We start from the raw sequence: 25,850 nt of genomic DNA, 5'->3' as shown, positions 1-25,850 counted from the left end.
TTCGAGTAAATTACATCTAGTTCATCATTTTCCATACTGAGATAGGAGAAGACTCCATGGAAAAATCGATAAGAAAATATTTTGCTCTTTTTGCGTTACCGACCATGATAGCCTTTGGGATCGCGTTTGTTGTACCTTTTCTGCTGGGGATATATTTATCCTTTACAGAGTTTACTACCGTCAATGATGCAAAATGGATCGGGTTTGGCAATTACATTAAAGCATTTTCAAATCAAGAATTTCTAAATGCACTGGGTTTTACGGTTAAGTTTACAGTTCTATCGGTTCTTACGATTAATGTATTCGCCTTCATACTGGCGATGTTGTTAACTAGAAAGCTAAAAGGGACTAATGTATTTAGAACTATTTTTTTCATGCCTAACTTGATAGGCGGTATCGTATTAGGATACATCTGGCAGCTGATTTTCAATGGTATTTTGTACAAATTTGGAGTTACTTTAACCTCTGACGCAACTTATGGATTTTGGGGATTAATCATCCTTATGAATTGGCAATTGATAGGTTACATGATGATTATCTATGTTGCAGGTATTCAAAATGTGCCTAAGGATATAGTAGAAGCGGCAAGAATTGATGGAGCTTCACGTTCGAAGATTCTACGTAATGTGACGATTCCACTCGTAATGCCGTCCATTACCATTTGTTTATTCTTAACGTTATCGAATTCATTCAAATTGTTTGACCAAAACTTAGCGTTGACTGCGGGTGCTCCTTCTAAGCAGACCTCGATGTTAGCACTCGACATCTACAATACGTTCTACGGAAAAACAGGATGGGAAGGTGTCGGTCAAGCGAAAGCCGTCGTATTTTTTGCACTGGTAGCCTTAATCGCCTTAATACAACTTGTCATTACTAGAAGAAAGGAGGTTGAGAACTAATGCAACAGACTAGAGCAAAAGACTACTCCATTTTCACCATTTTGTTGGTCTTGGCCATTGCGTTCTTATCTCCGATCTTTATTGTTCTGATGAACTCCTTTAAAGGTAAGTTTTACATTAGTGATACACCTTTCTTACTCCCTAATGGAACTACTTTTGTTGGTTTGAAGAACTATACTAGCGGTATAGCGAAGATTGATTTCTTCAGTGCTTTCGGAATGTCCTTGTTTATCACGGTGTGTTCGGTTGCTGTAATCGTGTTATTCACTTCCATGACCGCATGGTATATTACTCGGGTCAAATCAAAATTTACAGGTATGATGTATTATGCTTTTGTGTTCTCAATGATCGTACCATTCCAAATGGTTATGTTCACCATGACTAAAACGGCTAACGTTCTACATCTGGACAATCCAATCGGGATTATCTTGATCTATTTAGGATTTGGATCAGGGCTGTCTGTGTTTATGTTTAGTGGATTTGTGAAGTCTATCCCTCTTGAGGTTGAAGAAGCGGTTATGATCGATGGATGTAATCCGCCACAAGCCTTCTTTAAAGTGGTATTGCCGATCCTGAAGCCGATTGCTGTAACTGTAGCTATTCTTAATGTAATGTGGGTGTGGAACGACTTTCTATTGCCAGACCTGCTGATTGGTACAGAATATAAAACGATTCCTATTGCGATTCAGTACCTAAAAGGTGGATATGGATCGATTGACATGGGAGCTATGATGGCGATGCTGGTCTTAGCGATTGTGCCAATCATTATTTTCTACCTGACTTGTCAAAAGTACATTATCGAAGGTGTCGTTGCAGGAGCCGTTAAGGGTTAAATAGAATATGTATGTAGAAGCGAGTAGGGTGCTTTTCTTGTTGAGTCTTTTCTTCAAGAATCCCCTACTTTCTTATTTAACGTGTAAAGGAAAGATAGAGATGGAGAGACTGACTATTATAGATATCGCTAAATTATGTGGGGTTGGCGTGACTACAGTATCTAGAGCTATAAATAATCATCCGGATATTAATGAAGAAACAAAAGCGATGGTTATGAAAGTCATCAAAGAAAATCATTATGTTCCGAATAACAGTGCCAGAAATTTAAAACGTTCCGATTCGAAAACGATTGCAGTGTTGATCAAAGGGATATCTAACCCATTTTTCAGCCCGATGATTAAAGTATTTGAAAAAGAGATCCAGCGAAAGAAATACTCCTTCATCCTACAACGTGTCGACGAGAATCAGGATGAGATCGAAGTGGCGATTGAGCTGGAGAAAGAAAAACGCCTGAAGGGAATTGTGTTCCTGGGGGGATTATTCTCACACTCTCAAGAAAAATTACAGCAATTGACGGTTCCATTTGTCCTGAGTACGATTGGAATGACGGAAGAGTTTGATCTAAGTGACTATTCTTCTGTATCTGTAGATGACTTTAATGAGAGCTATAAAATTGTGGACTATTTATGTAATCTAGGGCATGAGAAAATCGCAGTCATTACCGCGCCTGAAGATGATGTGAGTATCGGTAAATTGAGATATGAAGGGTATAAGAAGGCTCTTTCTGATCATGGGATAGCTTATAATGAACGGTTAGTACGCCGGATGAAAGAGAATATTGACAGCTATAGTATGGAAAATGGGTATGCGGTTACAAAAGAACTGCTGGAGTCAGGGGAAGAGTTTACTGCTATCTTTACCTCATCAGATAGTATGGCCATCGGTGCTTGTAAAGCAATATTTGAAGCAGGTAAGCGAGTTCCAGAAGAGTACTCTGTGGCAGGTTATGACGGACTGGATATTTCCTTCTATTATAATCCTTCCATTACTACCATCAAACAGCCTGTAGTAGAAATTGCGGAAGCGACGATTAAGATTTTGTTTGATCTCATTAATAAGAAGGTAAATCATGCGCATCAGATCTTCCCTGCAGAATTAATGATTAGAGAATCTACGAGGTCTATATTGTAGTGTCAAGCAGTTCATATGTTTAAGTTTATTTACGAATCGGGGTGGGGAGATAGAACCGCAAGAGATTAAATCTAACGATATCAACAGCATCACACGGTTTCTCACCGCATTCGGTGACCCTGCTGCTCGCATTGTGGACAATAAGAAGAGGGGACAGGAGGTTTATTACTGGTTGGCTCGTGAAAGGGTGGCGACAAATTTTAGTTCGCTTGCCGATTTGGCAACATCGTTTAATTTTTGGGACTAAGCCGTCTTTCTTAAGAGAGGGGTTTAGTCCCATTTTAGGATAACCAGGCACTTATCGTATCGGAGATGGGTTTATAGATAAATATCATCCATCCCAGTGGGTTAGAGACCGAGATATGTAACGCATTGATAAGACTGAAGAAAGCTCCCAGCAACAGAAGAAATGAGAAAACCCACATCTCCTTGAATAATTTTTTCTTCCACATCAGGGGAACTTCAAGGGCTGCAATAACGGCTACAACTATGAGGGTCACTACTATACCCAATGTTCACAACCTCCCAAACCATCTTTAGTTTCCGGATTTCAAGTCATTGCTTAGGGCCCTTCGAAACATAACCATGCTTAACAACACCAAAGGAAGAAATAACCCAAAGGTTATAACATAATACACCCAATAATTTTCAAAAACCGTGCTGTAATAGGTGTAATTTGGGGCTATAAGAGGTGCTAGTGCAACTAAAATCAACCCTGTGGGTAAGGTTAACACTCGATACTCTTTTAATTTTAATAATTGGGACAAACCCAGAATAAAAGCATAAAAGTATAAAGTTACTTTTATAAAGAAGGTTAACATCCACTGTAGAGCTATTAAGGCTTCAACTCGCTCGAAGAATCCGCCAACAGATATGCGCCTTGCGATGTTATAGCTGGGATATAAATCTCTAGCCGTCAGATCAGGACCTAACACTAGTATGGAGACGATGATCGTTATGAAAATTACAGTCCCCCCTAAAAGGGTGCCGTGTATAAAACTCCTTGTTATTTGTTGTTGTTTATTTACATAAGGAAGTATCATTAGAAAGACAACCGGCTCTAAGAAGGTGTAAGCCGTAATGGGAATAGACCCTTTCAGTATGGGCTTTATTCCATCTTCCATGACAGGGAAGATTCTAACAATTTCCATCTGAGGAACAATTGCAACCGTCAGGATCAGAAATAAGATAATGACCATGGGTGTGAAGAGCTCACCAGCTCGTCCGATAACTTCAATACCAAGCCGCGTAGCCATAATTACGATAAGTATAAATAAGAGTAGAATGGCCGGAATAGGAGTTGCAGGCAACATTTCTGAAATCACAAAATCACTGATTTCCCGCAAACTTCCAGCCATAACAACAAGAAAAAAAATTAAAGCCATAAGCGATAGCATAGTCCCAATCCATTTTCCAAAGACCTTTTGAATGATCTCAATAAGCGTTAATTTGGGATATACCTTTGCAAACTTGCTGTACATATAGTTGGCAAGCAAACCTAATGCCATCCCAATTAAAGTGGAAATCCAGGCATTTTGTGCAGCATAGTGTGTAGAGGAAGAGGGGATTAAAAGAATGGAATCCCCGATCGTAAGGAGCATAACCAGTATGGTTAGCTGACGAGCGCTTATTTTTCCCTTTTCCAACATGGTTCCGTTCACTCCAATCTAACGCTTCATCTCTTCTAAGAAAGAATTAGTTACTTTCCCTACCTGGCGAATCCTAATGTCCGCCTTTATCTTCACTGGAAGATTTGCAAACGTCTGATCCCAATCGTCTCGTAGTTTCTTCCACGCCTGAGGATAAGAGCGGTGTATGGCCTCGCCGAATCCAAAAATATCGCTTTTGTATTCACTTTGTACCTTTTTAATAGTTGTCTCGAATAAATTTATTACTTTTTTATTAGCGATTTGTTCTAATTCAGTGATGGTTTTTGTATCCGTCAGATTTAAATTTCTACATTGCACCTCTCCTACATCTACTTCCAAATGCTGCTCAATAGTGATTTCTGGTTTGTCACTCTGCATGCTGCCTTTCATTTCAGAACGTGCTTCAAACACCTCAAGCGAAACCTTTTTTCCTTCGGGACATTGGATATAGAAAACTGTATTCTTCACCTTATTTGTTAAATAGTTATACACTTTTGATTCCTCTTGATTTAGCCAGCCAATCAATTTATCCTCCTTGAATAGGGCCAAGCCAGAGTATTTCAATTCTGTTGGAGAGTCTACGGTTTCAACATTCTTCGGAGTTTCTCCCACATCTACATTTCCCTCGATGACAACCCCAGTTAAGATTGGCTGCTTACCCTTAGTTACAAGCTCTGTTATTAGTGTTCCTAATGTCACAGTAGATGTAGGTGCCCATTGTTTCTCTGATGTTTCCAGACTAGAAAACAATCGCACAGCAGGAATCTTTTCAAGACTGGTTAATATTTTCAAAGCATCTGCTGCCTTGGCATCCTTTGCCACCACTATAAAATAATCATTTCGCGTTTCAGTATCTCTTGACATAAAGTCAAGAACATCACTGATTCCCTCTTTAGCCAAATCTTCACCAAGAACCAGGATTCTTAGATGCGAGATATAAATTTTACGTGGACTAACGGTTGTGATTTTCCTAAGGGCTTCATATACGGTATTTCCGGTCGCTTTGTAAAGGTTTACGGGTGCTTGAGGTGAACCTCCCTTTGAGCCAGCGATTTGACTAGGTAAAACCACTTGTGCAGAAACTTGATATTGATCTCCGATTTTATCTATACCTATTCCTACTGCAATCGCAAGATCATTCAATTCTTGGCGACTCCAGCAACCTGTTAGAAATATTTGCATGAGTATAAGAACACAAATCAGAAGCGATCTTCGTTTCATGGTTTATTCCTCCGTTAGCTCTGAATACCCTCTAAACACGCCTTAACTTCGAGATTTTAGGTCATTGCTCAGTACACCTCGAAACACTCCCACACCTAACAACGCCAAGGGTAGAAATAATCCAAAGGTTATAATATAGTACACCCAATAATTATCGAACACCGCGTTGTAATAGGTGTAGTTTGGGGCAATAAGGGGAGCTAGTGTCACCAAAATTAACCCTGTGGGTAGCGTTAGCACCCGGTACTCTTTTAATCTTAATAATTGAGCCAACCCTAGAACGAAAGCATAGAAGTATAAGGTTACTTCTATAAATAGGGTTAACATCCAAAGTAGGGCGATCATGGCCTCCACCCGCTCGAAGAATCCACCAACGGATATGCGCCTTGCTATGTTATAACTGGGATATATATCTCTTGTTGTCAGATCTGGACCCAGCACTAATATGGAAACAGCGACTGTGAGAAAGATTACAATACCGCCTAAGAAACAGCCCCAAAGTAAACCTTTTGTTATCTTTTGTTGTTGGTTTACATTAGGGAGAAACATTAAAAAAACAACCGGTTCTAAAAAGGTGTAAGCCGTGATGGAAATAGACCCCTTCAACACTGGTTTTATTCCGTCCTCCAATATAGGCAGTAATCTGACCGTCTCCATCTGAGGAATAATGGAAACCATCAGGATGAGGAATAGGATAATAATCATAGGTGTAAAGATCTCAGTAGCTCGTCCTATGACTTCAATACCAAGTCGTGTAGCCATAATCACGATCACCATAAATAAGATTAAAATAGCCGGAATCGGGGTTCTTAGTAAGATTTCGGAGGTCACGAACTCACCGAGCTCCCGCATACTTCCAACGGTAACGATAAGAAAATACATTAAGGTCAAAAGCGAAAGAATAGTCCCTATCCATTTTCCAAGCGCTTTTTGAATCGCTTCGATAAGCGTTAGTCCGGGGTACAGCCTTGCAAATATGCTGTACATATAGACGGCTATCAAACCTACGATCATTCCAATCAATGCGGAAATCCAGGCATTTTGTTTGGCGTAATATGTAGTGGAAGGGGGAATTACAAGAATGGAATCCCCGATCGTAAGGAACATAACCAATATGGTTAGCTGGCGAGTACTTATTTTTACTTTTTCGAGCATGGCTTTGTTCACTCCAATTTATCACTTCATCTTTTCTAAGAAAGAGTTCGTCACTTTTCCTAGCTCACTAATTTTACTGTCTGGCTTTATGTTTATTGGTAAGTGGACAAAGGTTTGATCCCAATCATCGCGTAATTTCTTCCACGCCTGGGGGTTAGAGCGATGTATGACTTCGCCGAATCCAAAAATATCTGATTTATATTCTTGTTGTACTCTCTTAATCGTAGCTTCGAATAAATGGACAAATTCCTGATCGGCAATTAGTTCTAGTTCAGTGATGGTCTTTGGATCCGTTAGGTCTAGATTTCTACATTGCACTTCTCCTAGATTGGATACCGTATGTTGCTCGATAGTGATTTCCGGTTTACCGTTACGTATGCTGCCTTTCATTTTGGAGTAGGCTTTAAATACCTCGAGAGAGGCCTTATTTCCATCAGGACATTTGATATAGAATACCGTATTTTTTACCTTATTCGTTAAATAGTTATACACTTTTGATTCGTCTGGAGTTAGCCAACCAATCAATTTGTCCTCTTTGAATACGGCCAACCCTGAATATTTCAATTGTGTTGGTGAATCTACAGATTCTACATTCTTTGAAGTTTCTCCCACATCTACATTTCCATCGATGACAACCCCTGTTAAAATTGGATTCTTACCTTTAGTTACAAGCTCTGTAATCAAAGTTCCTAATGTCACAGTAGACGTAGGTGCCCAATATTTCTCTGAGGTTTCCAAACTAGCAAACAATCGCACAGCAGGAACTTTTTCGAGGTTGGTTAAAATTTTCAAAGCATCAGCGCCTTGGCATCCTTTGCTACCACTACGAAGTAATCGTTTCGCGTCTCGGTATCTCTAGAGAAGAAATCAAGAACGTCACTGATTCCTTCTTTAGCCAAATCCTCACTGAGGACTAAGATCCGTAGATGCGAGATATATATTATACGGGGACTAATGGTTGTAATTTTCCTAAGGGCTTCATATACGGTACTTCCTGTCGTTTTGTAAAGGTTGACGGGTGCTTGAGGAGAGCCGCCCTTTGAACCAGCGATTTGACTGGGTAAGACCACCTGTGCAGAAACCTGATATTGATCTCTGATTTTATCGATTCCAATCCCTACAGCAATCGCTAGATCGTTCAGTTCATGGCGACTCCAGCAACCTGTAACAAATATTTGCATGGGAATAAGAACGCAAATCAGAAGCGATTTTCGTTTCATGATTTATTCCTCCGTTAAATCTCCCGGCTTTTGCGGTGGTGTACTCTTTTCCCGAACGATATTTTTTTGATTGATTAGCCTAGGGCGGGTAAACATAGCCCAATGGGGCATTCGGAGAAGGGTATCCTTTTGATCGGTAAGAATAAATGGTGCTAAGGGGCTCATGTAGGGAATTCCAAAGGAGCGTAAGCTGCACATATGCAGAACGATCGCAATAACCCCGATAATGATCCCGAACAATCCAAAGGATGCAGCAAGGAACATCATCGGAAATCGTAGCATTCTAATCGTCAAGGAAAGATCAAAGGACGGTAACACAAAGCTGGAGATCGCCGTTATAGCTACGACAATAAGCATCGCGGCAGAAACTATGCCGGCATCAACTGCCGCAGTCCCGATTACTAGAGTACCTACAATGGATACAGATTGGGCTATGGTTTGGGGCATTCGTACACTCGCTTCCCTTATAATTTCAAAGGCAAGCTCCATTAAGAGTGCTTCGATAAATGCTGGAAGTGGTACGCCTTCCCGTTGTGCAGCCAGACTGATCAGCAGGGTTGTAGGTAACATTTCCTGATGGAAGGTAGTAATAGCTACATATAATGATGGGGCTAGTAGTGAAACGAATATACTGAAATATCGAAGCATCCGAACTAAGGTACTAACATCGGCACGTTGATAATAATCCTCCGCCGTCTGCATGAAAGAAACGAATAAGGTAGGGACAGTCATTACTATAGGCGTACCATCTACTAATATGGCTACTTTCCCCTCCATAAGCGCAGCGGCAACCACATCAGGACGTTCTGTATGATGGATCGTTGGAAACGGTGTGTAGGTTTCATCCTCGATTAATTCTTCGATATAGCCACTTTCCAGAATGGCATCAATATCGATACGATCTAAACGCGAATGTACTTCTTGCACAATTCCTTCGCTAACAATGCCGTTGATATACATAATGGCCACATCGGTCTGGGTTACACGTCCGATTTGCTGTGTTTCTAACCAGAGATTGGGGTCCTTTATTTTCCGCCGGATTAACGCGGTGTTTGTTCGCAGGCTTTCCGTGAAGGCTTCTTTAGGCCCGCGGATAACCGTCTCAGTGGCGCTTTCCGTCACTCCGCGGTCTTTCCAGCTTCGCATTCCAATGGTGAACCCTTGGGTGTCTCCATCGACTAAGAGAATCACATCTCCGGAGAGGAGAGAGGTGAACAAAGAAGTGAACTGTGTCACATTCTTGACATCACCTACGGTGAGCATGTGATTTTTAAAAAAAGAATAGTTATCACTGTCAGCTTTCAAGCTCGAATCTGGAATTTCTAAGATAAGAGACTCTAGAATGAAATCCTGAATAGCATTACTATCTGCCAGTCCGTCTGTATAGAAAATAGCTGCTTTGATCTGGTGTTTTAAACCAATCGTGAAATCTCTGATCACAAGGTCAGTGCTGTTGCCAAGCGTTGTTTTTATATATTCAATATTATCTTGTAGGATTTCCTTGAGAGGTAACTTAGGTAATTCTTTAATGGGGTCGGGGTGCCCTACTGAAGGCTTCTTGAAGGCTTTGGTTATTGTTCTGTTCAGAAATCCCATGGTTGTTATCCCTCTTCCGCAAGCTGCTGTAATTTAGCTATTACCATAATGCGGAGGGATTATTCTTTGAATAATCCATGGTGGGATTGGGGATGAGCTCGCAAAAAAAAGGCCATCGAGATTCTCTCGACAGCCAGGGTAGAACTAGATATTTAAGAACTAGAGGATGTCCAATCATTCGTCAGGTGTTTCTCAGTTAATATAGACAGCAACTGGATACCGACCTCATTATGGCCACCTTCTGGGATGATCAAATCGGCGTATTTCTTGGACGGTTCAATAAAAGCTTCATGCATTGGCTTAACCGTGCTCAAATATTGGTGATGGATCGATTGGATGCTCCGGCCACGTTCTTCGATATCGCGGAGTACCCGGCGGAGGATGCGTACATCAGGATCAGCATCAACAAAGACTTTGATATCAAGCATATCGCGGAGGTTCTCGTCGGAAAGAACATGGAGTCCCTCGATGATTACAATGTTGTTTGGTTTCAGTTCTACAGTCTCCGTAGTGGAGCGGGCATGAACTGTGAAGTCGTACACCGGTGCATATGCGGTCTGATCTTCACGCAGACATTTAAGATGCTCAATAAGCAGCTCATTGTCGAAAGCGAAAGGATGATCGTAATTGATGGATTCACGTTCAGCGAAGCTGAGGTGTGAATGATCTTTATAGTAGTTATCTTGAGATATGAAAGTTACCTTTCCCGTTCCAAGACGGTCAATGACGGAGCGGGCTACGGTTGTTTTTCCCGAGCCGGTGCCGCCGGCGATACCAATGATAAGCATGTGATTCAATAACCCTCCCTAAGATTGCCGTTGCAATTCCAATATTGTAGCACAGCGCTCATGTTTTTTCACCTTAGATCGGGTAAAATTAAGATGGGATTTTTTGAAATTCGTCTATATTAGGGACAAGGCAAACACGGAAGGGGCAATTCTACCAATGAACGGAAAAAAATCAGTGCAAGAGGCCTTTAATGAAACGACATATCGGATCGTAGGACATGGAAATCGAGAGGTTCAAGTCTTGAAGGAAGCCTTTGAAGCTGTAGAAAATAGTACACCGTCTGATATTTATGGATCGGGGAAGGTTATTGAGGATTTTCAATCGGAGATGGCGAAGCTTCTGGGTAAAGAGACAGCGGTCTTCTTTCCGAGTGGAACAATGGCACAGCAAATCGCTTTAAGAATATGGTGTGATGAAAAAGGACTCAAGAGCGTCGCCTATCATCCTTTATGTCATTTGGAGATCCATGAGCAGGATGGGTTGAAGGAACTGCATCATATTGAGCCTGTCCTACTTGCGAACAAGGATCGACTAATCACCTTGGATGATGTATTACATATGAAGGAAGATATTGCTTGTCTGCTGCTCGAATTGCCGCAGCGCGAGATTGGTGGACAGTTACCGGAGTATAAGGAGCTTGAAGCGATTTCTGCACATTGCCGTGCTCGGGGAATTAAGCTGCATTTGGATGGCGCAAGATTGCTTGAGACGCTTCCCTATTATGGCAAGACAGCTGCTGAGATCTGCGCCCTCTTTGATAGTGTCTATATCTCACTGTATAAAGGAATCGGAGGAATTGCAGGCGCGATTCTTGCAGGCGGTGAGGCGTTTACGAAGCAATCGAAGATATGGAAACGGCGGCATGGTGGCGACCTTATCAGTCTGTATCCATACATTATTTCCTCTGATTATTACTACCAGCAAAGAGTAGATAAGATGCAGCAGTATTACGAAGGGGCTAAGGAGCTTGCTGCTTTAGTTAATCAATGTCACGGGGTGACTACGTTACCTGCTGAGCCTGTCTCCAACATGTTTCATATGCATTTTCAAATGTCTAGGGAGAGCATTGAACCGATCCTGTCTTCTGTATATGAGTCAACAGGAATCGGTTTAAGCGCAGCGATAAGACCAACGGGAGAAGATACTTCTTATTGTGAGATCAGTATTGGAGACAAGTACGCCGACATTCCTAAAGAAGAGGTAAAAGGATTCTTGTTGCTGCTCGATAAGCTAATGCGCGAGTCATCTTCCGAGCAGTGTTCGAAGTAACGAGATCCGTAATAATTGCTTTTTAATAAGCTTCGTACGGAATTCATTTCTTAACTGATTGTAAATAGGCGGGCAATGGTTGAGAGCCCAATGATACATGAATTTAAAGTCTGTAGCGTCTTTTGCAGAATTTAATAAATAGTAGGAGATCGTATCATAAGCATTATGGTTAAACCATTCCGCCATTTCTGGCTCGCTATATCCATATTTCTGAACGGCCATATTCTTAATCAACAGCTTCTCCTCCAGATTCTCAATTAAGAATCCCTGACTCAGATTAAAGGTGATATTGTCCCCGTGTAATCTGTATACACCGGCAAGTGTATCTATGAAGCCGGCATCACCGACCAACAAGGAACGCAGATAAATAGAAGCATCATTAACCATGTTCATATTTAGGATATCCATAGCTATTAAAGCCTCACGCTTAAAGACAGTTGTTAAGGTGGAGGAGGGCTTCGGATATCCTTTTTTCTCGAAATTCATGAAATAATCCTGCTTCTTAATAATCTTGCTTAGCTGTAGGCTGTTGATCTTCAGTTGCTTGGCCTTTGAAAATTCAAGAAAAACATTAGCAGCCACAAATGATATTTCGGGATGGTGATTGTGAAACTCTACAGCCTTACTTAAATAATTCATGTCAATCAGATAGTCATCATCATCGAGAAAAAGAACATACTCGCCATTACCATGAGCAGCAAAAGCTATACGGCGATTATTTCCCGGCCCGCTGTTCTTTTCGTTTCGCATGTAGATTACCTGTGACTCGCCTCCGAAGCTTTGATGCATTAACTCTTCCGTGCCATCTGTAGAGCAATCATCAATAACTGTAATCTCTTTATGCGGATAGTCCTGCATTAAGATGCTTTGGATTGCTTGATTTAGGAATGCCTTTCTATTGTAGGTAGTGATAATGACACTGACCTTAGGATAATCGGCAAAGGAAAGGAGAGTGGAGTCTGAAATAGCCATATCTGAGGACTGATGTTTGATTGCGACGATCCCATGGATTAACCCGTCTATCTCTTCGTTTACGATACTGAATTGCTCTGACAGATAGAATCTTATTGCATCCTCTGAAGCTCTCCCTGTGAGATAAGCACGGATCACTTCGGATAGGGTTTCTAGAAAGGTTTTGATTTGCGGATTTTGTTCTTTATCTAGGATCAGGCGGCATCGTTGAAAGATTTCCTGATCATCCATTTGAAGGGCAGATGAATGGTTTATTTCATCATTCAGGTCATTTAGAAAGACGTAACAGGCTTGCTGCAAAACCTCGCTATGATCCATTTCGAGTCCTCCTGATGTGTTATTTAGATACACTACTTACCTTAGGTCTAGCCAGAACCTTATGCTTGAGCTTCGCCCGATATCCTCTGAGATGCTCCCATGTATACAGGAAAACTTCCCGTTCCATTAAGGAGGCGATCACGAAATATATAGGCAGGATTACAAGCCCTAGCAGTACACCCCACAACATAAGCCCCACATAGGAATGGATTCGGATAGGGATGGCGCTAGAGATCAGAATAATGCCCGCAAAAACCACTGCATTCGTTAGCCATCTTCTAAAGGTGACCCAAGGGCTCCGATTCAGCAGATGTTTGCTAGCATAGACCACAATATCTACGGAGCGGTATAAGAGGGCAGCTATGGTTCCCATCAGTACACCGTAAATTCCCATAAAGATTACAAAGACAATAGAAGCGACTAGATTGATTACGGATTCTAGAATGGAACGGTTCTGTGTTTTCTTGAAATGTCCGGCAATTGTTATCACATTATTGGAAGAAGCTCTGGCATTGGTTAATAATTTGATGACTACGAACAAGACCGGCAGCCACATATCGATATAATTCACGTCGTTTACCCCTGCGGTATACAATTTCATAAAAGGTAGAATCAGAATATAGGCCACTGTTAGTATCGAGAAGATGAGCCCCATAAAATACACTTCGTAAGCATCATAAAATTTAATAAAGGCCTCTTTACTCTCATGAAAGCTCTGACCGAGAGCAGCTTTCACGCTTCCGTTTATGGTTTGGACGATGTTATCAACAATCGTAAAAATCATGTTGTACATGACATAAATGCTGACGATCTTTAAGTTCGTAAATATAGTCAGGATCAGCACGTCGGTATTTCTAAACACCAAGTAGGAGATCTCATGGACTAACACGGAATTTTTTTGGCCAATGGCTTCATAGTCTGGTTTGAGAGTTAGGTTGATCCATTTGTAATGTTTATTGATATAGATATAGAAGACGACGATTTGAAGTACGGTTAATATGAAATAGGAAGCTTGCACAGCGATGATGTTAACCCCTTGAAGCAATAACAGAATCCGAATCACATTGTTCAGAATGTTAGCTACAGTGACTATAGATGTCTCTACATAGCTTTTTCCCTCTGCAGCAAGCAGAACTTTGAATTTTCCTTGAAAATAATAATTGATCGCCCCGCCCATTCCTGTGAGTAAAATAATGAGCGTAATCGATAATTTATCGATTTCAGAAGTAATCACTAATGGATACAGGGTGGCGATTAGAAGGACGGCGAAAAAATAATAAATGCCTGTTTTTTTATAATAGCTGGAGGTGGCGGCCAGAATAGAGTTGATATGGTTCTTATCATCCGAAGCCACTGGCTTATATAGGGCTTGTATCGAAGCGGCTCCTACTCCGGCTTCCAGCAGGGCCAAATAACTAATGATCTGTACAATAGAAGCGATTAAACCATTGGCTTCAGAGCCATAGTTGACCATAATCAGTCGGGGGATAAAAAAACCAAGGATGATCGTGATGAGCTGACTCCCGAGTCCAAAGGATAAGTTAAGAATGCTCCGCTTGGCTCTCATAACGTATCCTCCTTTCGTAAAGCGATAAATACTTATCCAGCTGCTCGAAATGTTCTTCGGCATGTTTGACTTGTGGCGTGACATCCATGCAGTGGGTAATCATACTATCAAACACCTGTACAGGCTGGAGCTGCTCCAGTGTAGTGAAATCAGCATATAATCCTTTGAACTGGACATCTTCCATTACGTTGATCATTTTTTGGCTGTAAGCCACAGGAAACACAGGTTTGCCCAATACCCAGCCCAGGATCATCGCATGGAATCTTGAAGCAACTATAAAGCTGGAATTGGCTAGAACGGACAAAACCTCTTCCATATTTGTTTTATATAAATGCACTTGGATGGCATCCTCATAGGAGGGCCCCATAAGATTCTGGATCTCTTCAATCGCCAGCTGGTCCCCTTCATGTTCACAAAAGGACATGAAATGAACAGCGTAGCCTTTTTCAATGAAATAAATTGCGAGTTCTTTCATTTTTTCATAATAGAGGTTGTTAAAGCCGTTCAGACCTTTAATAGAAGGCTTAATGACGGATAAGACAATGTAATCCTCGGGTTCGGCTTGAGGATCTGGTGGATCAAGCTGAAAAATAATATCTGGCGCTAAACGGACATTATCCAGATCCTCAAATAAATCATAAGAATATTTTTCTCTAAAGCAGATGTCGGTATAGTCCTTAAAAATGCGCTTATGTTCCTCGTAATATTCTTTATCTGTATAAGGGCCGAAATTCGAACCTAATAAATAGTAAGGCTTATTCTTATTCCGAATGGTTTCTGCGTTCTTGAAATGCTCTGACCAATGCTCTGCCTGCATAAAGATCGAGCCGCCGATATGAACGACACCATCGGAGTGATCGGCCATATATTTTTGCGCCAGATTATGTATCTTTAACCTTCTGCAAATAAAGGCAATGCCTCTAAAGAAGAATGAATCGGAAGGATACACTCTGAGGTTCTTGATCTCTTTGAAGACCAGCTTGTATAAGCGTGGAGCGCAGATTCTGAATTCGGTATCCGGATACCTCTCACATAACACCTTTATGAATAAATCATCGCCCAAATTAAATTCGGTATAGGCATAGATCAGCAGCTTTTTCATATTCTAAATTCCTTTCGCTTGAACCTGGATAAGCTTTTCTCCACAGAAATGAATCTGTGATATAGAAGCGGGGAGATTAAGAATGTTCGGATATAAAGGGCTAATCTTCGATCATTACCTCTATAACGTCTTATGAGTTCATACATTTCTTGGTTTAGTTCCGGATAGGTATGATCGATGTCGCGAAGTAACTTCTGAATGCTTTCGCCTTCTGTCTCATTTAGACAGGTTTTTAGGTTGAAAAAGTAATTCTCGATCAATTCGCGATTTCTTATATAAGGAGATATCATATCCAGGTTCTCAAAGGGATGGGCCTCGAAATAAGCATCGACCCGTTTGAATACATCAACGACATCAAATTTATTCACATTATAGCTATTGGAAATGGACGTATTTCTTTGTAAATAAAACGATAATATATCCGGTAATGTGATGACTCTAGTAGCTCTGGATAAAGCTTTGTAGATAAATTCCTGATCTTCTCCATTCACACAGCGTTCCGTATATTGGAGTTCGTGAAGGAGTAATAATTCCCGTTTGTACGCAATGCTCCCTGTCCATATTCGCAAGCTTTTGTTCACGAAAATATGAGTCAGCGCTTCACTGCCTGTGATGTCGCTATATGCAGAGGCGTAGCTCAAAGTAGCAACTCCATCCTCTGTGACATGGCTATATCCCCAGCAGATAATTTCGGGGTTAGATGGTTGAGTATAGGTATGAACGGTCCTTACTAAATCTGTAGAGATATAATCATCTCCATCCAGAAACAGCACATAGTTGCCTGTGGCTTCTGCTAAGCCTCTATTTCTAGCCGCACTAACCCCTTGATTCTCTGTTCGAATGACTTTGCAAGAAAGCTCGGGATGAAGTGAGAGGATCTTTTCTATCACATTGTAGGTGTGATCCGTAGATCCGTCATCCACGATAATGACCTCAAAATGCGGTTCACTTTGGGCAAGGAGTGTATCAAACATAGGGGTCATATAATGTTCAATATTGTATACAGGGACCACAATGCTTAGATTCATGTGCTGGCTCCTTTCCTTGGTAGAACTGGATAAACAGCTATCTTAAGCTTACCCTTCGTATCAAAAGATTGTATATACTACTTTAGTTTACTTATGGCTACCTCTAATTCGTTGTAACATCACGTGAATAATAATTATTACAGTATGTAAAATGACAATCATATCGATTGGTATAACATATATAGAAAGTCTATAAAATCATGAACGCTCGAAGCGGAGGGACCTGCGATGCAGCTGCAAAAAATATTCGCGAACGGAGAAAGATTAAAGAATACGATAGAGGCATTTGCGGATTATGGGCGTACAGATAACAACGGCGTGACCCGGTTATCGCTGACGGAAGAGGACGTGAAGGTTCGAAATTATTTTCGTACCTGTTGTGAAGAATTGGGCATGTCTGTGAAGGTGGACGATATGGGCACGATGTACGCCACGCTTGCGGGTGTAGAGTCTGGCCCGCCTATTGTGATTGGCTCGCATATGGATACTGTGAAAAAAGGTGGAAGATTCGATGGCGTTCTTGGGGTAATTGCTGGACTAGAGGTAGTTCGCACACTCGAGGACCACGGGATAAAGCCGAAGCTGCCGGTGACCATTATGAATTTCACAAATGAAGAAGGGGCTCGCTTTGAGCCTTCGATGATGGCCTCTGGTGTGCTGGCCGGTAAGTTCGATAAGGCAGAAATGTTGAATAAAAAAGATCCGGAGGGCATTACCTTTGGCGAAGCGCTGGAGGAAAGTGGATATAAGGGGGAAGCGATTAATCGAATTACCGAAGCCACTGCTTATTTGGAGCTTCATATCGAGCAAGGTCCTGTGCTAGAACAAGAAGAACTGTCGATTGGTCTGGTAGACTGTGTAGTTGGTATGGCCTGTTATGAAATTGAGGTGACGGGGGAATCGGATCATGCGGGCACCACGCCTATGGCAATGCGCAAGGATGCCTTGTTCGCTGCCACGGATTTGATCACGGAGCTTAGAAGCAAGCTTAGTGCGCTCGACTCTGAACTGGTGTATACCATGGGCAGAATGAATGTGCTTCCTAATATTCATACCGTTATTCCTAATAAAGTGATCTTTACGATTGAGGCAAGACATAAAGATATGGAGATTGTCCGTAAGGTGGAAGCCATTATTCATAGCTTGCCGGAGATGCTACTGGACTGTGTAGTAAGTAAGACCAAGCTTTGGGGCAGAGAGACGGTTTGGTTTGACCGGGGAATATGTAATTTAGTGGAGCAAGCGGCACAAGCCTTGGACTATTCTAACCGGAAGATCGCAAGTGGCGCAGGGCATGATGCTCAGTTCGTAGCAAGCTTTCTGCCATCCGCGATGGTGTTTGTACCTAGTGTGAAGGGGAAAAGTCATTGTGAAGAGGAGTTTACCTCCTATGATGATTGTGAAAAAGGGGTAAATGTAATCCTAGAAACAGTGTTGTTATTACTGTCAAATTAATACGTGTTACTAAACATAACATTACATGATGGTAGTAGTGCTTTAATTTCATACAAAATCGTCAAAAAGGCACTCTAAGCAGTGTCTTTTTTTATGAGATAATGATTAGGGTTGTGTTGGGTACCAAATGAACCTGAAGTTGATAGGCAGTTTAAGACGAATCCTTTGTGTAAAAACACAATGATGATAGATAATATTTTAATTTTTTACCAAATTGGAAATACTAAACGTATGTTATTATTCTTTACATAAGGGATCTACATTAGACGGGAGAGATGAATGATGATTATCGGAGTGCCTAAAGAAATTAAAAATAATGAGAATCGTGTAGCCATAACACCTGCGGGTGTAGTTAGCCTTATTAAAGAAGGACATCAAGTGCTGGTGGAAGCTGGGGCTGGTGTGGGAAGCGGATTTCCAAACGAAGAGTATGCTTCTGCCGGGGCAGAGCTGATTCAGGACGCAGCCACCGTCTGGAGCTCTGCCGAAATGGTGATGAAAGTGAAAGAACCACTGGAAAGCGAGTACCCCTATTTCCGTCCAGGCCTTATCTTGTTCACGTATCTGCATCTTGCACCTGAACCTTCTCTGGCCGCTGCGCTCAAAGATAAGGGTGTGTTTGCCATCGGGTATGAGACGGTTGTTCATGAACGTACCTTGCCGCTATTAACACCGATGAGTGAAGTGGCGGGCCGGATGTCCGTTCAGCTTGGCGCTCAGTTCTTGCAAAAGAACTATGGCGGACAAGGGATTCTTCTCTCCGGTGTTCCCGGGGTTAGTCGTGGCAAAGTTAGCATTATCGGCGGTGGTGTAGTAGGTACTAATGCCGCGAAAATGGCTATCGGATTGGGTGCCGATGTTACAATTGTTGACCTCAGTGCAGAAAGATTACGTCAATTAGATGATATTTTTGGTGCACAGATCAATACGCTAATCTCGAACCCTTACAATATTGCCAAAGTGGTAGCTGAGGCAGATTTGTTGGTAGGTGCGGTGCTGATTCCGGGTGCGAAAGCACCGAAGCTGGTGACAGAAGAAATGGTCAAGACCATGAAGCCGGGTTCGGTGATTGTTGATGTGGCGATTGACCAAGGTGGTATCGTGGAGACGATCGACAGAGTGACCACACATGATAATCCTGTATTTATTAAGCATGGCGTACTGCATTATTCTGTTGCTAATATGCCGGGTGCTGTGGCCAAAACTTCGACGATTGCTTTAACCAATGTGACTGTTCCATACGCCTTGCAAATTGCCAATAAAGGCGTGATCAAAGCGATTCAAGATAATGCCGGTTTAAGAAGCGGTGTAAATGTGGCTAATGGTAAAATCACTTGCCAAGCCGTGGCTGAAGCACTTGGTGAGAAACATTTTTCGGTAGAACAAGCCATGGAGCAGACGTTCACGATGAGCTAAATAGAGCTAAATAGAGCTAAATAGAGCTAAATAGATGCATTCAAAATGCTTGAAAATATTTGGAAACCAATAGACAGCAAATTTCCGTTATGGGAGTTTGCTGTTTATTGTTCTGGGAGTAATATTTTCGGCTCAGTTCGGTGTGGGGAGGATCTGGCAGAAGTCTGCTAGTTTGATCTAGGAGGTAGCTAGGAGTGGCTTCAGTGTGCTAGATCCAGCAGAAATCTACTAGTTCGGTGTTAAAGGTTGTAGGACCGTTATGAAGATCGTTGGATCGGGTGGATGTTTGTTGGTGATGATTTTTAGGGAAATCCTCCCTATAAATTACGTAAAAAAAGCTTAAAATGCTATTTATAGGTAATTTATCCCTATAAATACGAAGAATATCCCCGATTGTGCCTGAATTGGAGGAGTTATAGGGAGGTTTTCCCTGATTAGTAGCAGGCAAACCTAAAGAGACACAATTACAGGGAGGAATTCCCTAAAAATTATAAGGGGGCTCTCTCAAGTAGCGGTTTAAGTGTTGTCGCGCCACTCCGTCACCTCGCTTCTCGTCACCCGCATCAACGTAACCTGCAACTCCGTCCCGCGCGACTCCATAATCCCGCCATTCCGCAACCAACTTAACCTGTGACTCAGCAACTCCGCCCCATGTAACTTGTTAACCTCGTAAATCCTCTATCCGGCGATCTCAAGGTCCCAGCCATCGCGCCCCCATCCCATTATCTTATAGTCAGCGGGGAGCACGCATACTATAATAAAATCACTCTAAAGTACAAGGTTCGGCTATTTTTCAGGCAGGGGTGGGGCTAGTGACGGAAAAGGATCCATTGTTTGATCGTTTCTTCGATAGTATGGAATCGTTGGCGGATGCTATTAGTGAATCTCTTCAATCTCAAGTTACCATTGAGGACAGCAATCACCATGTGATCGGATACAGCTCCCATCAATTTGAGAGTGATTCTGCAAGAATTTCAACCATTATTGGAAAACGCGTACCTAACGCTGTCATTATTGGTTTGCGTAAGAAGGGGATTATGCAGCAGCTTGAGAACGCTACACGTCCGATTCGGATTCCTGCGGTGATGGAGGTAGGTCTTGGACCCCGACTCGCTATTTGCATCAAACATCAGAAGGAAATTCTCGGGTACATATGGGTAGTGGATGCAGGCAATCTAGTTGAGGGACACGCGGAGAATATCGTTGAGAAAGCGGCGGGCATCGTAGGGCGCTACTTATTGAAGCAGCGGGGGTGGAAGACGAAGCAGGAGAAAACGCAGGAGGATTTTTTCTGGAAGCTGCTCACCTCCCATTATGACAATGAAGCGAACATCAAGCAGGATGCGGAAGTTTGGTCAATTCTTTTGCCGGAGAAATATTATATTAGCGTGTTAGAGAGTGACAAAGTCATCAATGATCATTTTGTACTTCGGATTCGGCAAACTATGGCTTCCTATTCAGGCATGCAATTATTATTTCTGACTGCAGAGCATAATCGGTTGATTATATTGTTTTCATTCAGCTTTCGTATGGAAGGGACGGGTGGACTGTCTTCTTTTATGCGAAAAATTATTGAAGATATGCGTAAGAGTGAGGGCTGTATGCTAAGCGCAGGCTGTAGCCTGGATTACACCGAATATATGTCGGCAGCCATTGCGTATTGGGAAGCGGGGTCCATTCTGGAGATCAAGAAGCTGCTGCCTTTTCATGGCCGAGAGTTATTATTGTATGAGGATATTGGATTTTGGGCGTATGTTCCGGCTATTATAGAGCAAAAACGTAGTCGAACCCGTAAAAGTCCTTTGCTGTATCCGCTAAAAGAGCATGATCGCGAGCATAAAAGTGATTTTCTAAAAACGATCGCCGTTTATTTATCACTCAGTGGAAACTTGAAGGAATCCGCCGTTTTTTTACATATTCATACCAACACATTGCTGTACAGATTAAATCGCATAGCAGAGATAACGGGAAAAAGCTTAAAGGATACGGGATACCGCACTTCTATATATTTGGATATTTTGACGGAAGAGACAAGGCAGCTTAATCAGTGGTTTGTTGAGTCTCACGGGAATAAAATGAATTAAGCACCAACTGGGCAGCGAACACGTACAATAACCTATATTTAGAACCTATAATATTGGAGGGACTAAGCATGGTGAAGGAAGTTCGTTCACCCGATGCCCTTGACTTTGAACGGAAAATGAGAGACAGCATCGTGGAATCGGCCAAAGCTTTAAATAACAGTGGAGCGGATTTTGCAACATTTGATGAGTCGCGCTGCAACCCGCAGTTTTGGACGCGTACAGATATTGGAGGACTACAGCTGAACGCTGGTGTGGCGCCTTCGGTAGGGATTAAAGACATTTTTCAGAATGGACATTTATATGCCTTCGAATGCGCGACAGCCATGGTCATTGTTATGTACAGGGCGACAATTGAAGCTATAGGTGAAGAAACCTTTAATAGGTATTTTAAGGATTTGTTCTTATGGGATTGGAATTACGACGAGAATCTACGCTTAATTACGAACTATAATAAGGATCAGATGCTGCGGGGAGATATTGTGTATTTCAGGAATCCAGATCATGCACCTAGCAAGCCAGAATGGCAGGGTGAGAATGCGGTTAAGCTTGAAGAAGACCTGTTCTATGGCCACGGTATTGGGATAACTACTGCGGAAATCATTATAGACTCTCTTAATGAAGAAAGAGTGCCCGGAAGTAATACCTCAGCGTTTCTTACGAATGAATCCATTCATCCTGATTTTAACTATTTACAGAGATTATCTTCAGGTTCGGTCTTACCCGGAGCGGAAAATAGAGGCTCTGATTGCACTGTGTTCTCAAGAATAGGGACTAGAAGTTACATTTATAAGATCTAAAAGCTAAGAGGGTAACCAAGAAGAGTAATCTTCCTGAAAAAAAGAGGCTGTCTCATAAGTAGATGTTCTACAAAAGAAACAGCCCATACTTATTCAATAGGCATTCTGGAATCAGTTCCCATCCGTTTGATCCGCCATACGTAGATTCAGTAAAGACACCATCTAGGGTGTCTTTTTTTCGTGATTCAATAGTTTTAGTTCGTAATCATTGAAGCTTGAGTAGTTATTTATGCGTTAAGAAAGAAATTTCATTGCATACAATCTAAATCTTTAATAGTAGCAAAGGTTTAAATTTACATTGAACTGTTATAGTTCTCATTGATCAATACTTTACTAATAGGGGGAAGGATAAGCGCTATGAATACATTACGTAAGACAATAGTGATTGCATCAGCAATAACGTTGCTAGTAGGAGGGTTGAATACAGGTTTTAGTCAAAATAATTATGCCTACGCAGCAGATGATGCTAAGCCATCCGTCGTGGTCGAAGATTTTGAAGATGGAATCAATGATGTGAAATTTAATCCTAAACGTATGTATAATGCTACGCTGCACTTAGAAGATAACAAGAAGCTTGTAAGAAATGGACAATATTCTGCTAGAATTGATTACGATATGATCGGCATAGTAGATAATCCCTCTCAAATTGAAGTCGGGTATAAAACGGGGAATATCCCAGTAACAGGTTACCCTACTAAAGTAGGCATGTGGGTTTATGCAAACAATGAAGGACATTTGCTGACGACAAAATTTAGAGATATAGGCGGATCTTCTTTCCAAGCAGAATTTTATGATGTAAATCAAGTGGGTATCAACTGGTCCGGCTGGAAATATATCGAGGCAGATGTTCCGCAAGGTAAACCTGGCCCGATTGTTCTTGAATTGTTTTTCCAATTGAAACAATCGGATATGAGCAAGAAAAACAAGGGCTCTATTTGGGTAGATGATATTACCTTTATCTATGATGAGGTTGAAGAGGATAAGGATGTTCCTGCCATTAAACCTATAGCCCCTGTTGAAAATGAAGTATTAAATACTCCACTTGATGAAGTGAAGGTTGAGCTGACCGATAACGGATCAGGTCTGGATTTGAGTACCTTATCTGTTCAGTTAGATGGTACGGATATTACGGATGAAGTGCAATATTCTCCAGATACAAATGTATTAACTTACCCGGGAGAATATGTAGATGGTGGTTATCATGAGCTTGCTATTGAAGTGAAGGACAAGAAAGGTAACCCGGCAGCAAAAACATTCACCTTCACAATAAATGCAGGAGAGCGTTTATTCATGGCTGCGGACGAAGAAGCAGTAAGTAATGAAATCTATCCTGTTCATATTAATATCAAAGACTACTTGAAAGCAGAACAGGCAAAATTCACCTTAAATTATGATGCAAGCACCCTTCAAGTTGAAAGCATTACACAGGCGACTGGAGTTTCCCTAACCTCAGATATTGATAATGAGCACGGTATGGTTCAAGTAGCACTTGATAATGTAATAGCGGCAGCTCATGATGCCGTTACTGTTAACTTCAGAGTGAGCTCTCATGCCGTCTTAGAGCGTGGCGAAGCGTATAAAACCATAACAATGAGCAATGCGAGTCTTACTGCTGGCGGCGTTCAGACGAGTACACCCTTAGCCGCGCCTATTCATTATACAATCGGTTTCCCCTATCAGCTGAAAATGACGGGAGTTGGTTTGGGTACACCTTCTACATTTACAGTGTTAGACCATGGAGGCAAGCCGTATGAAGGTGCGGGTATTATTTTTACTGGATTATTAAAACAAAGCTCAGTCGTGACAGTTAACACTGTTACGTCTAGTGTATATGAGGATGATGATACATCTTCTAATGTAATCATGGTTGCAAATGCTGGTGAACGTTACTATGCTTCAACAGCAGCTAAGAATGGATTTTACGAGGTTATTCTCGCAGACGGACAAACAACAGGTTATATCTCGGAAGCTGATGTTAGTAGTCAGTTATTGAACAGCAGCCTAGGCAAAACAGATGCTAAAGGACAGTTAACAACAGATCTCACTACATTGGCACTTGGTACCTATCAAGTTCAAGCTGTCATCGGTGATCAGAACAGTAAGGTTGTCAATTATGAAGTTGTGGAGCAGTATGGTACGAATGAAGCGCAATATATTCAAACCTATGTGACAGAGGATATGTCTTCACAACTAAGTGCTGCCTGGCAAACAAAACCAGATCAAACCTCTACTTATATTCAATACATTGAAGCTGGTGAATGGGGAGCAGGAGTAAGCCCAGACTTTAATATGGTAAGGCAACAGCAAGCCGAGAGTGAGCTGCAGGTGCTTAGCATGAAGGAAAATGGAACGAAAGGCGAAATCCGGTTTCATAATGTCCTGGTTAAGGGCTTGAAAGCAGATACTACTTACAAATATCGTGTAGGCTATGAGGACCATTGGTCAGAATGGAATGAATATTCTACTGTTGATCAGGATAAAAAAACACCGACCTCATTCTTATTCATTACGGATTCCCATACGAATCAATTACAAGGATTAGAAACCTATCAAGCGCTAATGACTAACGCATTGACACAATATCCATCAACACAGTTTATTATGCACGGTGGAGATATGGTTGATGTAGGCGGCGCATTCGAAGAATGGCAAAAGTTCTGGCTAGCATCTTCTATTTATGCAACAAAACTTCCGACTGCACTAGCACTGGGCAACCATGATGTGAAGAGTGAAGGAAAAGATGTGTTCACCAAAGGTGCGAATTTCCCAGAGAACGGCCCAGAATCCCAACTGCAATATGCTTACTCTTATGAAGTCGATGATACTCATTTCGTCGTATTGAACTCAGAAGGCGTAGAGGAACAGATGATTGCTCAAGCAGCATGGTTAAAAGAAGATTTGGATCAGAATGATAAAAAGTGGACTGTCGTTATGTTCCATCGTCCAGCTTATCATACAGAGAATGGTCGGGAATCCCTTGTTGAGTATACCCAAACCTACTTTGCACCCATATTAGAAAAGAAAAAAGTCGATTTGGTTCTGGTTGGTCATGATCATGTATATGCACGGACCTATCCAATGAAGGATGGAAAGCCAAATAAAGCTACCAATGAGGGAACTGTATACCTTGATGGTGGTGCTTCAGGCTGGAAATTCTATGATGGCACGCAATATAATTATTTGAATTATATTTTTGATGAAGACGTTCCTGTGTACTCCGCTATTGAAATTACAGAAGATGCGATTCATGTGAAGGCACGTACAATTGCGGGTACATTGATCGATGAGTTTTCTGTCAAGAAAACAACGGAAACTGAGACACCAACACCAACACCAACACCAACACCA

General features: G+C 41.7%; 21 protein-coding genes. 9 read left to right on the top strand and 12 right to left on the bottom strand.

What is annotated here, in order from left to right:
• The first annotated feature begins 56 nt into the window (after positions 1–56).
• The 3 genes from CA598_RS19205 to CA598_RS19195 all read left to right on the top strand — a co-directional run bounded on the left by CA598_RS19205 (position 57) and on the right by CA598_RS19195 (position 2,864).
• Complete coding sequence (locus tag CA598_RS19205) at positions 57–899, top strand: carbohydrate ABC transporter permease (protein WP_094869198.1); 843 nt, start codon at positions 57–59, stop codon at positions 897–899.
• Positions 899–1,732 carry a carbohydrate ABC transporter permease gene (locus tag CA598_RS19200; RefSeq protein WP_094869197.1) on the top strand — a complete coding sequence of 278 codons (834 nt, stop codon included), beginning with the start codon at positions 899–901 and terminating at the stop codon, positions 1,730–1,732. The genes CA598_RS19205 and CA598_RS19200 overlap by 1 nt, the downstream gene beginning before the upstream one ends.
• A gap of 100 nt (positions 1,733–1,832) precedes the next feature.
• Positions 1,833–2,864, top strand: coding sequence for a LacI family DNA-binding transcriptional regulator (locus tag CA598_RS19195; protein ID WP_094877513.1), 1,032 nt, complete (start codon positions 1,833–1,835; stop codon positions 2,862–2,864).
• 281 nt (positions 2,865–3,145) lie between these two features.
• Here CA598_RS19195 and CA598_RS19190 read toward each other — a convergent pair whose 3' ends face one another.
• From CA598_RS19190 to udk, 8 genes are all read right to left on the bottom strand, one after another.
• Positions 3,146–3,376 carry a hypothetical protein gene (locus CA598_RS19190; protein WP_094877512.1) on the bottom strand — a complete coding sequence of 77 codons (231 nt, stop codon included), beginning with the start codon at positions 3,374–3,376 and terminating at the stop codon, positions 3,146–3,148.
• Positions 3,377–3,400: 24 nt separating this feature from the next.
• On the bottom strand, positions 3,401–4,513 hold the full coding sequence (locus CA598_RS19185; protein WP_094877511.1) for a GerAB/ArcD/ProY family transporter: 1,113 nt from the start codon (positions 4,511–4,513) through the stop codon (positions 3,401–3,403).
• Positions 4,514–4,531: 18 nt separating this feature from the next.
• Positions 4,532–5,734: a Ger(x)C family spore germination protein gene (locus CA598_RS19180; RefSeq protein WP_094877510.1), complete on the bottom strand. Its 1,203-nt coding sequence runs from the start codon at positions 5,732–5,734 to the stop codon at positions 4,532–4,534.
• Between the two features lie 42 nt (positions 5,735–5,776).
• Positions 5,777–6,889 (bottom strand): GerAB/ArcD/ProY family transporter, encoded by a 1,113-nt coding sequence (locus CA598_RS19175; RefSeq protein ID WP_094877509.1) that lies wholly within the window; start codon positions 6,887–6,889, stop codon positions 5,777–5,779.
• 21 nt (positions 6,890–6,910) lie between these two features.
• The gene (locus CA598_RS19170; RefSeq protein WP_094877508.1) at positions 6,911–7,681 is read right to left on the bottom strand and encodes a Ger(x)C family spore germination protein; all 771 of its coding nucleotides are present in this window, start codon (positions 7,679–7,681) and stop codon (positions 6,911–6,913) included.
• Positions 7,678–8,109 carry a Ger(x)C family spore germination protein gene (locus tag CA598_RS19165; protein WP_094877507.1) on the bottom strand — a complete coding sequence of 144 codons (432 nt, stop codon included), beginning with the start codon at positions 8,107–8,109 and terminating at the stop codon, positions 7,678–7,680. The genes CA598_RS19170 and CA598_RS19165 overlap by 4 nt, the downstream gene beginning before the upstream one ends.
• Positions 8,110–8,112: 3 nt before the next feature.
• Complete coding sequence (locus tag CA598_RS19160; protein ID WP_094877506.1) at positions 8,113–9,705, bottom strand: spore germination protein; 1,593 nt, start codon at positions 9,703–9,705, stop codon at positions 8,113–8,115.
• Between the two features lie 152 nt (positions 9,706–9,857).
• Positions 9,858–10,493, bottom strand: coding sequence for a uridine kinase (gene udk / locus CA598_RS19155; protein WP_076116417.1), 636 nt, complete (start codon positions 10,491–10,493; stop codon positions 9,858–9,860).
• A 157-nt stretch (positions 10,494–10,650) separates the two neighbouring features.
• Between udk and CA598_RS19150 the strand changes: the two genes are divergently transcribed.
• Positions 10,651–11,763, top strand: coding sequence for a threonine aldolase family protein (locus CA598_RS19150; RefSeq protein ID WP_094869191.1), 1,113 nt, complete (start codon positions 10,651–10,653; stop codon positions 11,761–11,763).
• Here CA598_RS19150 and CA598_RS19145 read toward each other — a convergent pair.
• The 4 genes from CA598_RS19145 to CA598_RS19130 are packed head-to-tail and all read right to left on the bottom strand — an operon-like array spanning position 11,737 to position 16,750.
• Positions 11,737–13,053, bottom strand: a complete 1,317-nt coding sequence (locus CA598_RS19145) for a glycosyltransferase family 2 protein (protein WP_094877505.1) — start codon at positions 13,051–13,053, stop codon at positions 11,737–11,739. The genes CA598_RS19150 and CA598_RS19145 overlap by 27 nt on opposite strands.
• 19 nt (positions 13,054–13,072) lie before the next feature.
• Complete coding sequence (locus CA598_RS19140; protein ID WP_094877504.1) at positions 13,073–14,620, bottom strand: lipopolysaccharide biosynthesis protein; 1,548 nt, start codon at positions 14,618–14,620, stop codon at positions 13,073–13,075.
• On the bottom strand, positions 14,595–15,722 hold the full coding sequence (locus CA598_RS19135) for a polysaccharide pyruvyl transferase family protein (RefSeq protein ID WP_094877503.1): 1,128 nt from the start codon (positions 15,720–15,722) through the stop codon (positions 14,595–14,597). Before CA598_RS19135 ends, CA598_RS19140 begins: the two co-directional genes overlap by 26 nt.
• A complete protein-coding gene (locus CA598_RS19130; protein ID WP_094877502.1) occupies positions 15,719–16,750 on the bottom strand; it encodes a glycosyltransferase family 2 protein in 1,032 nt (343 codons plus the stop codon). Before CA598_RS19130 ends, CA598_RS19135 begins: the two co-directional genes overlap by 4 nt.
• A gap of 228 nt (positions 16,751–16,978) precedes the next feature.
• On the opposite strand from CA598_RS19130, the gene CA598_RS19125 reads away from it, so the two are divergent.
• From CA598_RS19125 to CA598_RS19105, 5 genes are all read left to right on the top strand, one after another.
• Positions 16,979–18,205: a Zn-dependent hydrolase gene (locus tag CA598_RS19125; RefSeq protein WP_094877501.1), complete on the top strand. Its 1,227-nt coding sequence runs from the start codon at positions 16,979–16,981 to the stop codon at positions 18,203–18,205.
• Between the two features lie 282 nt (positions 18,206–18,487).
• The gene (ald, locus tag CA598_RS19120; protein WP_094869185.1) at positions 18,488–19,621 is read left to right on the top strand and encodes an alanine dehydrogenase; all 1,134 of its coding nucleotides are present in this window, start codon (positions 18,488–18,490) and stop codon (positions 19,619–19,621) included.
• Between the two features lie 812 nt (positions 19,622–20,433).
• Entirely contained in the window at positions 20,434–21,705 is a 1,272-nt protein-coding gene (locus CA598_RS19115; protein WP_094877500.1) for a PucR family transcriptional regulator, read from the top strand.
• Positions 21,706–21,773: 68 nt separating this feature from the next.
• On the top strand, positions 21,774–22,502 hold the full coding sequence (locus CA598_RS19110; RefSeq protein ID WP_094877499.1) for a protein-glutamine gamma-glutamyltransferase: 729 nt from the start codon (positions 21,774–21,776) through the stop codon (positions 22,500–22,502).
• 357 nt (positions 22,503–22,859) lie between these two features.
• Positions 22,860–25,850 (top strand): purple acid phosphatase family protein (locus CA598_RS19105; protein ID WP_143812424.1); only part of this gene is annotated, 2,991 nt, incomplete at its 3' end.

It is taken from the genome of Paenibacillus sp. VTT E-133291, assembly GCF_002264395.1.
GTDB lineage: Bacteria > Bacillota > Bacilli > Paenibacillales > Paenibacillaceae > Paenibacillus_AQ > Paenibacillus_AQ nitricinens.
Note: the sequence above shows the minus strand (reverse complement) of the source record. Positions and strands in the feature narration are given on the sequence as shown.

Bases quoted from the DNA above. Each gene is read 5' to 3' on its own strand.
- udk (WP_076116417.1), bottom strand. From the start codon at position 10,493: ATGCTTATCATTGGTATCGCCGGCGGCACCGGCTCGGGAAAAACAACC.
- CA598_RS19180 (WP_094877510.1), bottom strand. From the start codon at position 5,734: ATGAAACGAAGATCGCTTCTGATTTGTGTTCTTATACTCATGCAAATA.
- CA598_RS19110 (WP_094877499.1), top strand. From the start codon at position 21,774: ATGGTGAAGGAAGTTCGTTCACCCGATGCCCTTGACTTTGAACGGAAA.
- ald (WP_094869185.1), top strand. From the start codon at position 18,488: ATGATTATCGGAGTGCCTAAAGAAATTAAAAATAATGAGAATCGTGTA.
- CA598_RS19195 (WP_094877513.1), top strand. From the start codon at position 1,833: ATGGAGAGACTGACTATTATAGATATCGCTAAATTATGTGGGGTTGGC.
- CA598_RS19145 (WP_094877505.1), bottom strand. From the start codon at position 13,053: ATGGATCATAGCGAGGTTTTGCAGCAAGCCTGTTACGTCTTTCTAAAT.
- CA598_RS19125 (WP_094877501.1), top strand. From the start codon at position 16,979: ATGCAGCTGCAAAAAATATTCGCGAACGGAGAAAGATTAAAGAATACG.
- CA598_RS19175 (WP_094877509.1), bottom strand. From the start codon at position 6,889: ATGCTCGAAAAAGTAAAAATAAGTACTCGCCAGCTAACCATATTGGTT.
- CA598_RS19200 (WP_094869197.1), top strand. From the start codon at position 899: ATGCAACAGACTAGAGCAAAAGACTACTCCATTTTCACCATTTTGTTG.
- CA598_RS19185 (WP_094877511.1), bottom strand. From the start codon at position 4,513: ATGTTGGAAAAGGGAAAAATAAGCGCTCGTCAGCTAACCATACTGGTT.
- CA598_RS19165 (WP_094877507.1), bottom strand. From the start codon at position 8,109: ATGAAACGAAAATCGCTTCTGATTTGCGTTCTTATTCCCATGCAAATA.
- CA598_RS19130 (WP_094877502.1), bottom strand. From the start codon at position 16,750: ATGAATCTAAGCATTGTGGTCCCTGTATACAATATTGAACATTATATG.
- CA598_RS19135 (WP_094877503.1), bottom strand. From the start codon at position 15,722: ATGAAAAAGCTGCTGATCTATGCCTATACCGAATTTAATTTGGGCGAT.
- CA598_RS19150 (WP_094869191.1), top strand. From the start codon at position 10,651: ATGAACGGAAAAAAATCAGTGCAAGAGGCCTTTAATGAAACGACATAT.
- CA598_RS19205 (WP_094869198.1), top strand. From the start codon at position 57: ATGGAAAAATCGATAAGAAAATATTTTGCTCTTTTTGCGTTACCGACC.
- CA598_RS19140 (WP_094877504.1), bottom strand. From the start codon at position 14,620: ATGAGAGCCAAGCGGAGCATTCTTAACTTATCCTTTGGACTCGGGAGT.
- CA598_RS19160 (WP_094877506.1), bottom strand. From the start codon at position 9,705: ATGGGATTTCTGAACAGAACAATAACCAAAGCCTTCAAGAAGCCTTCA.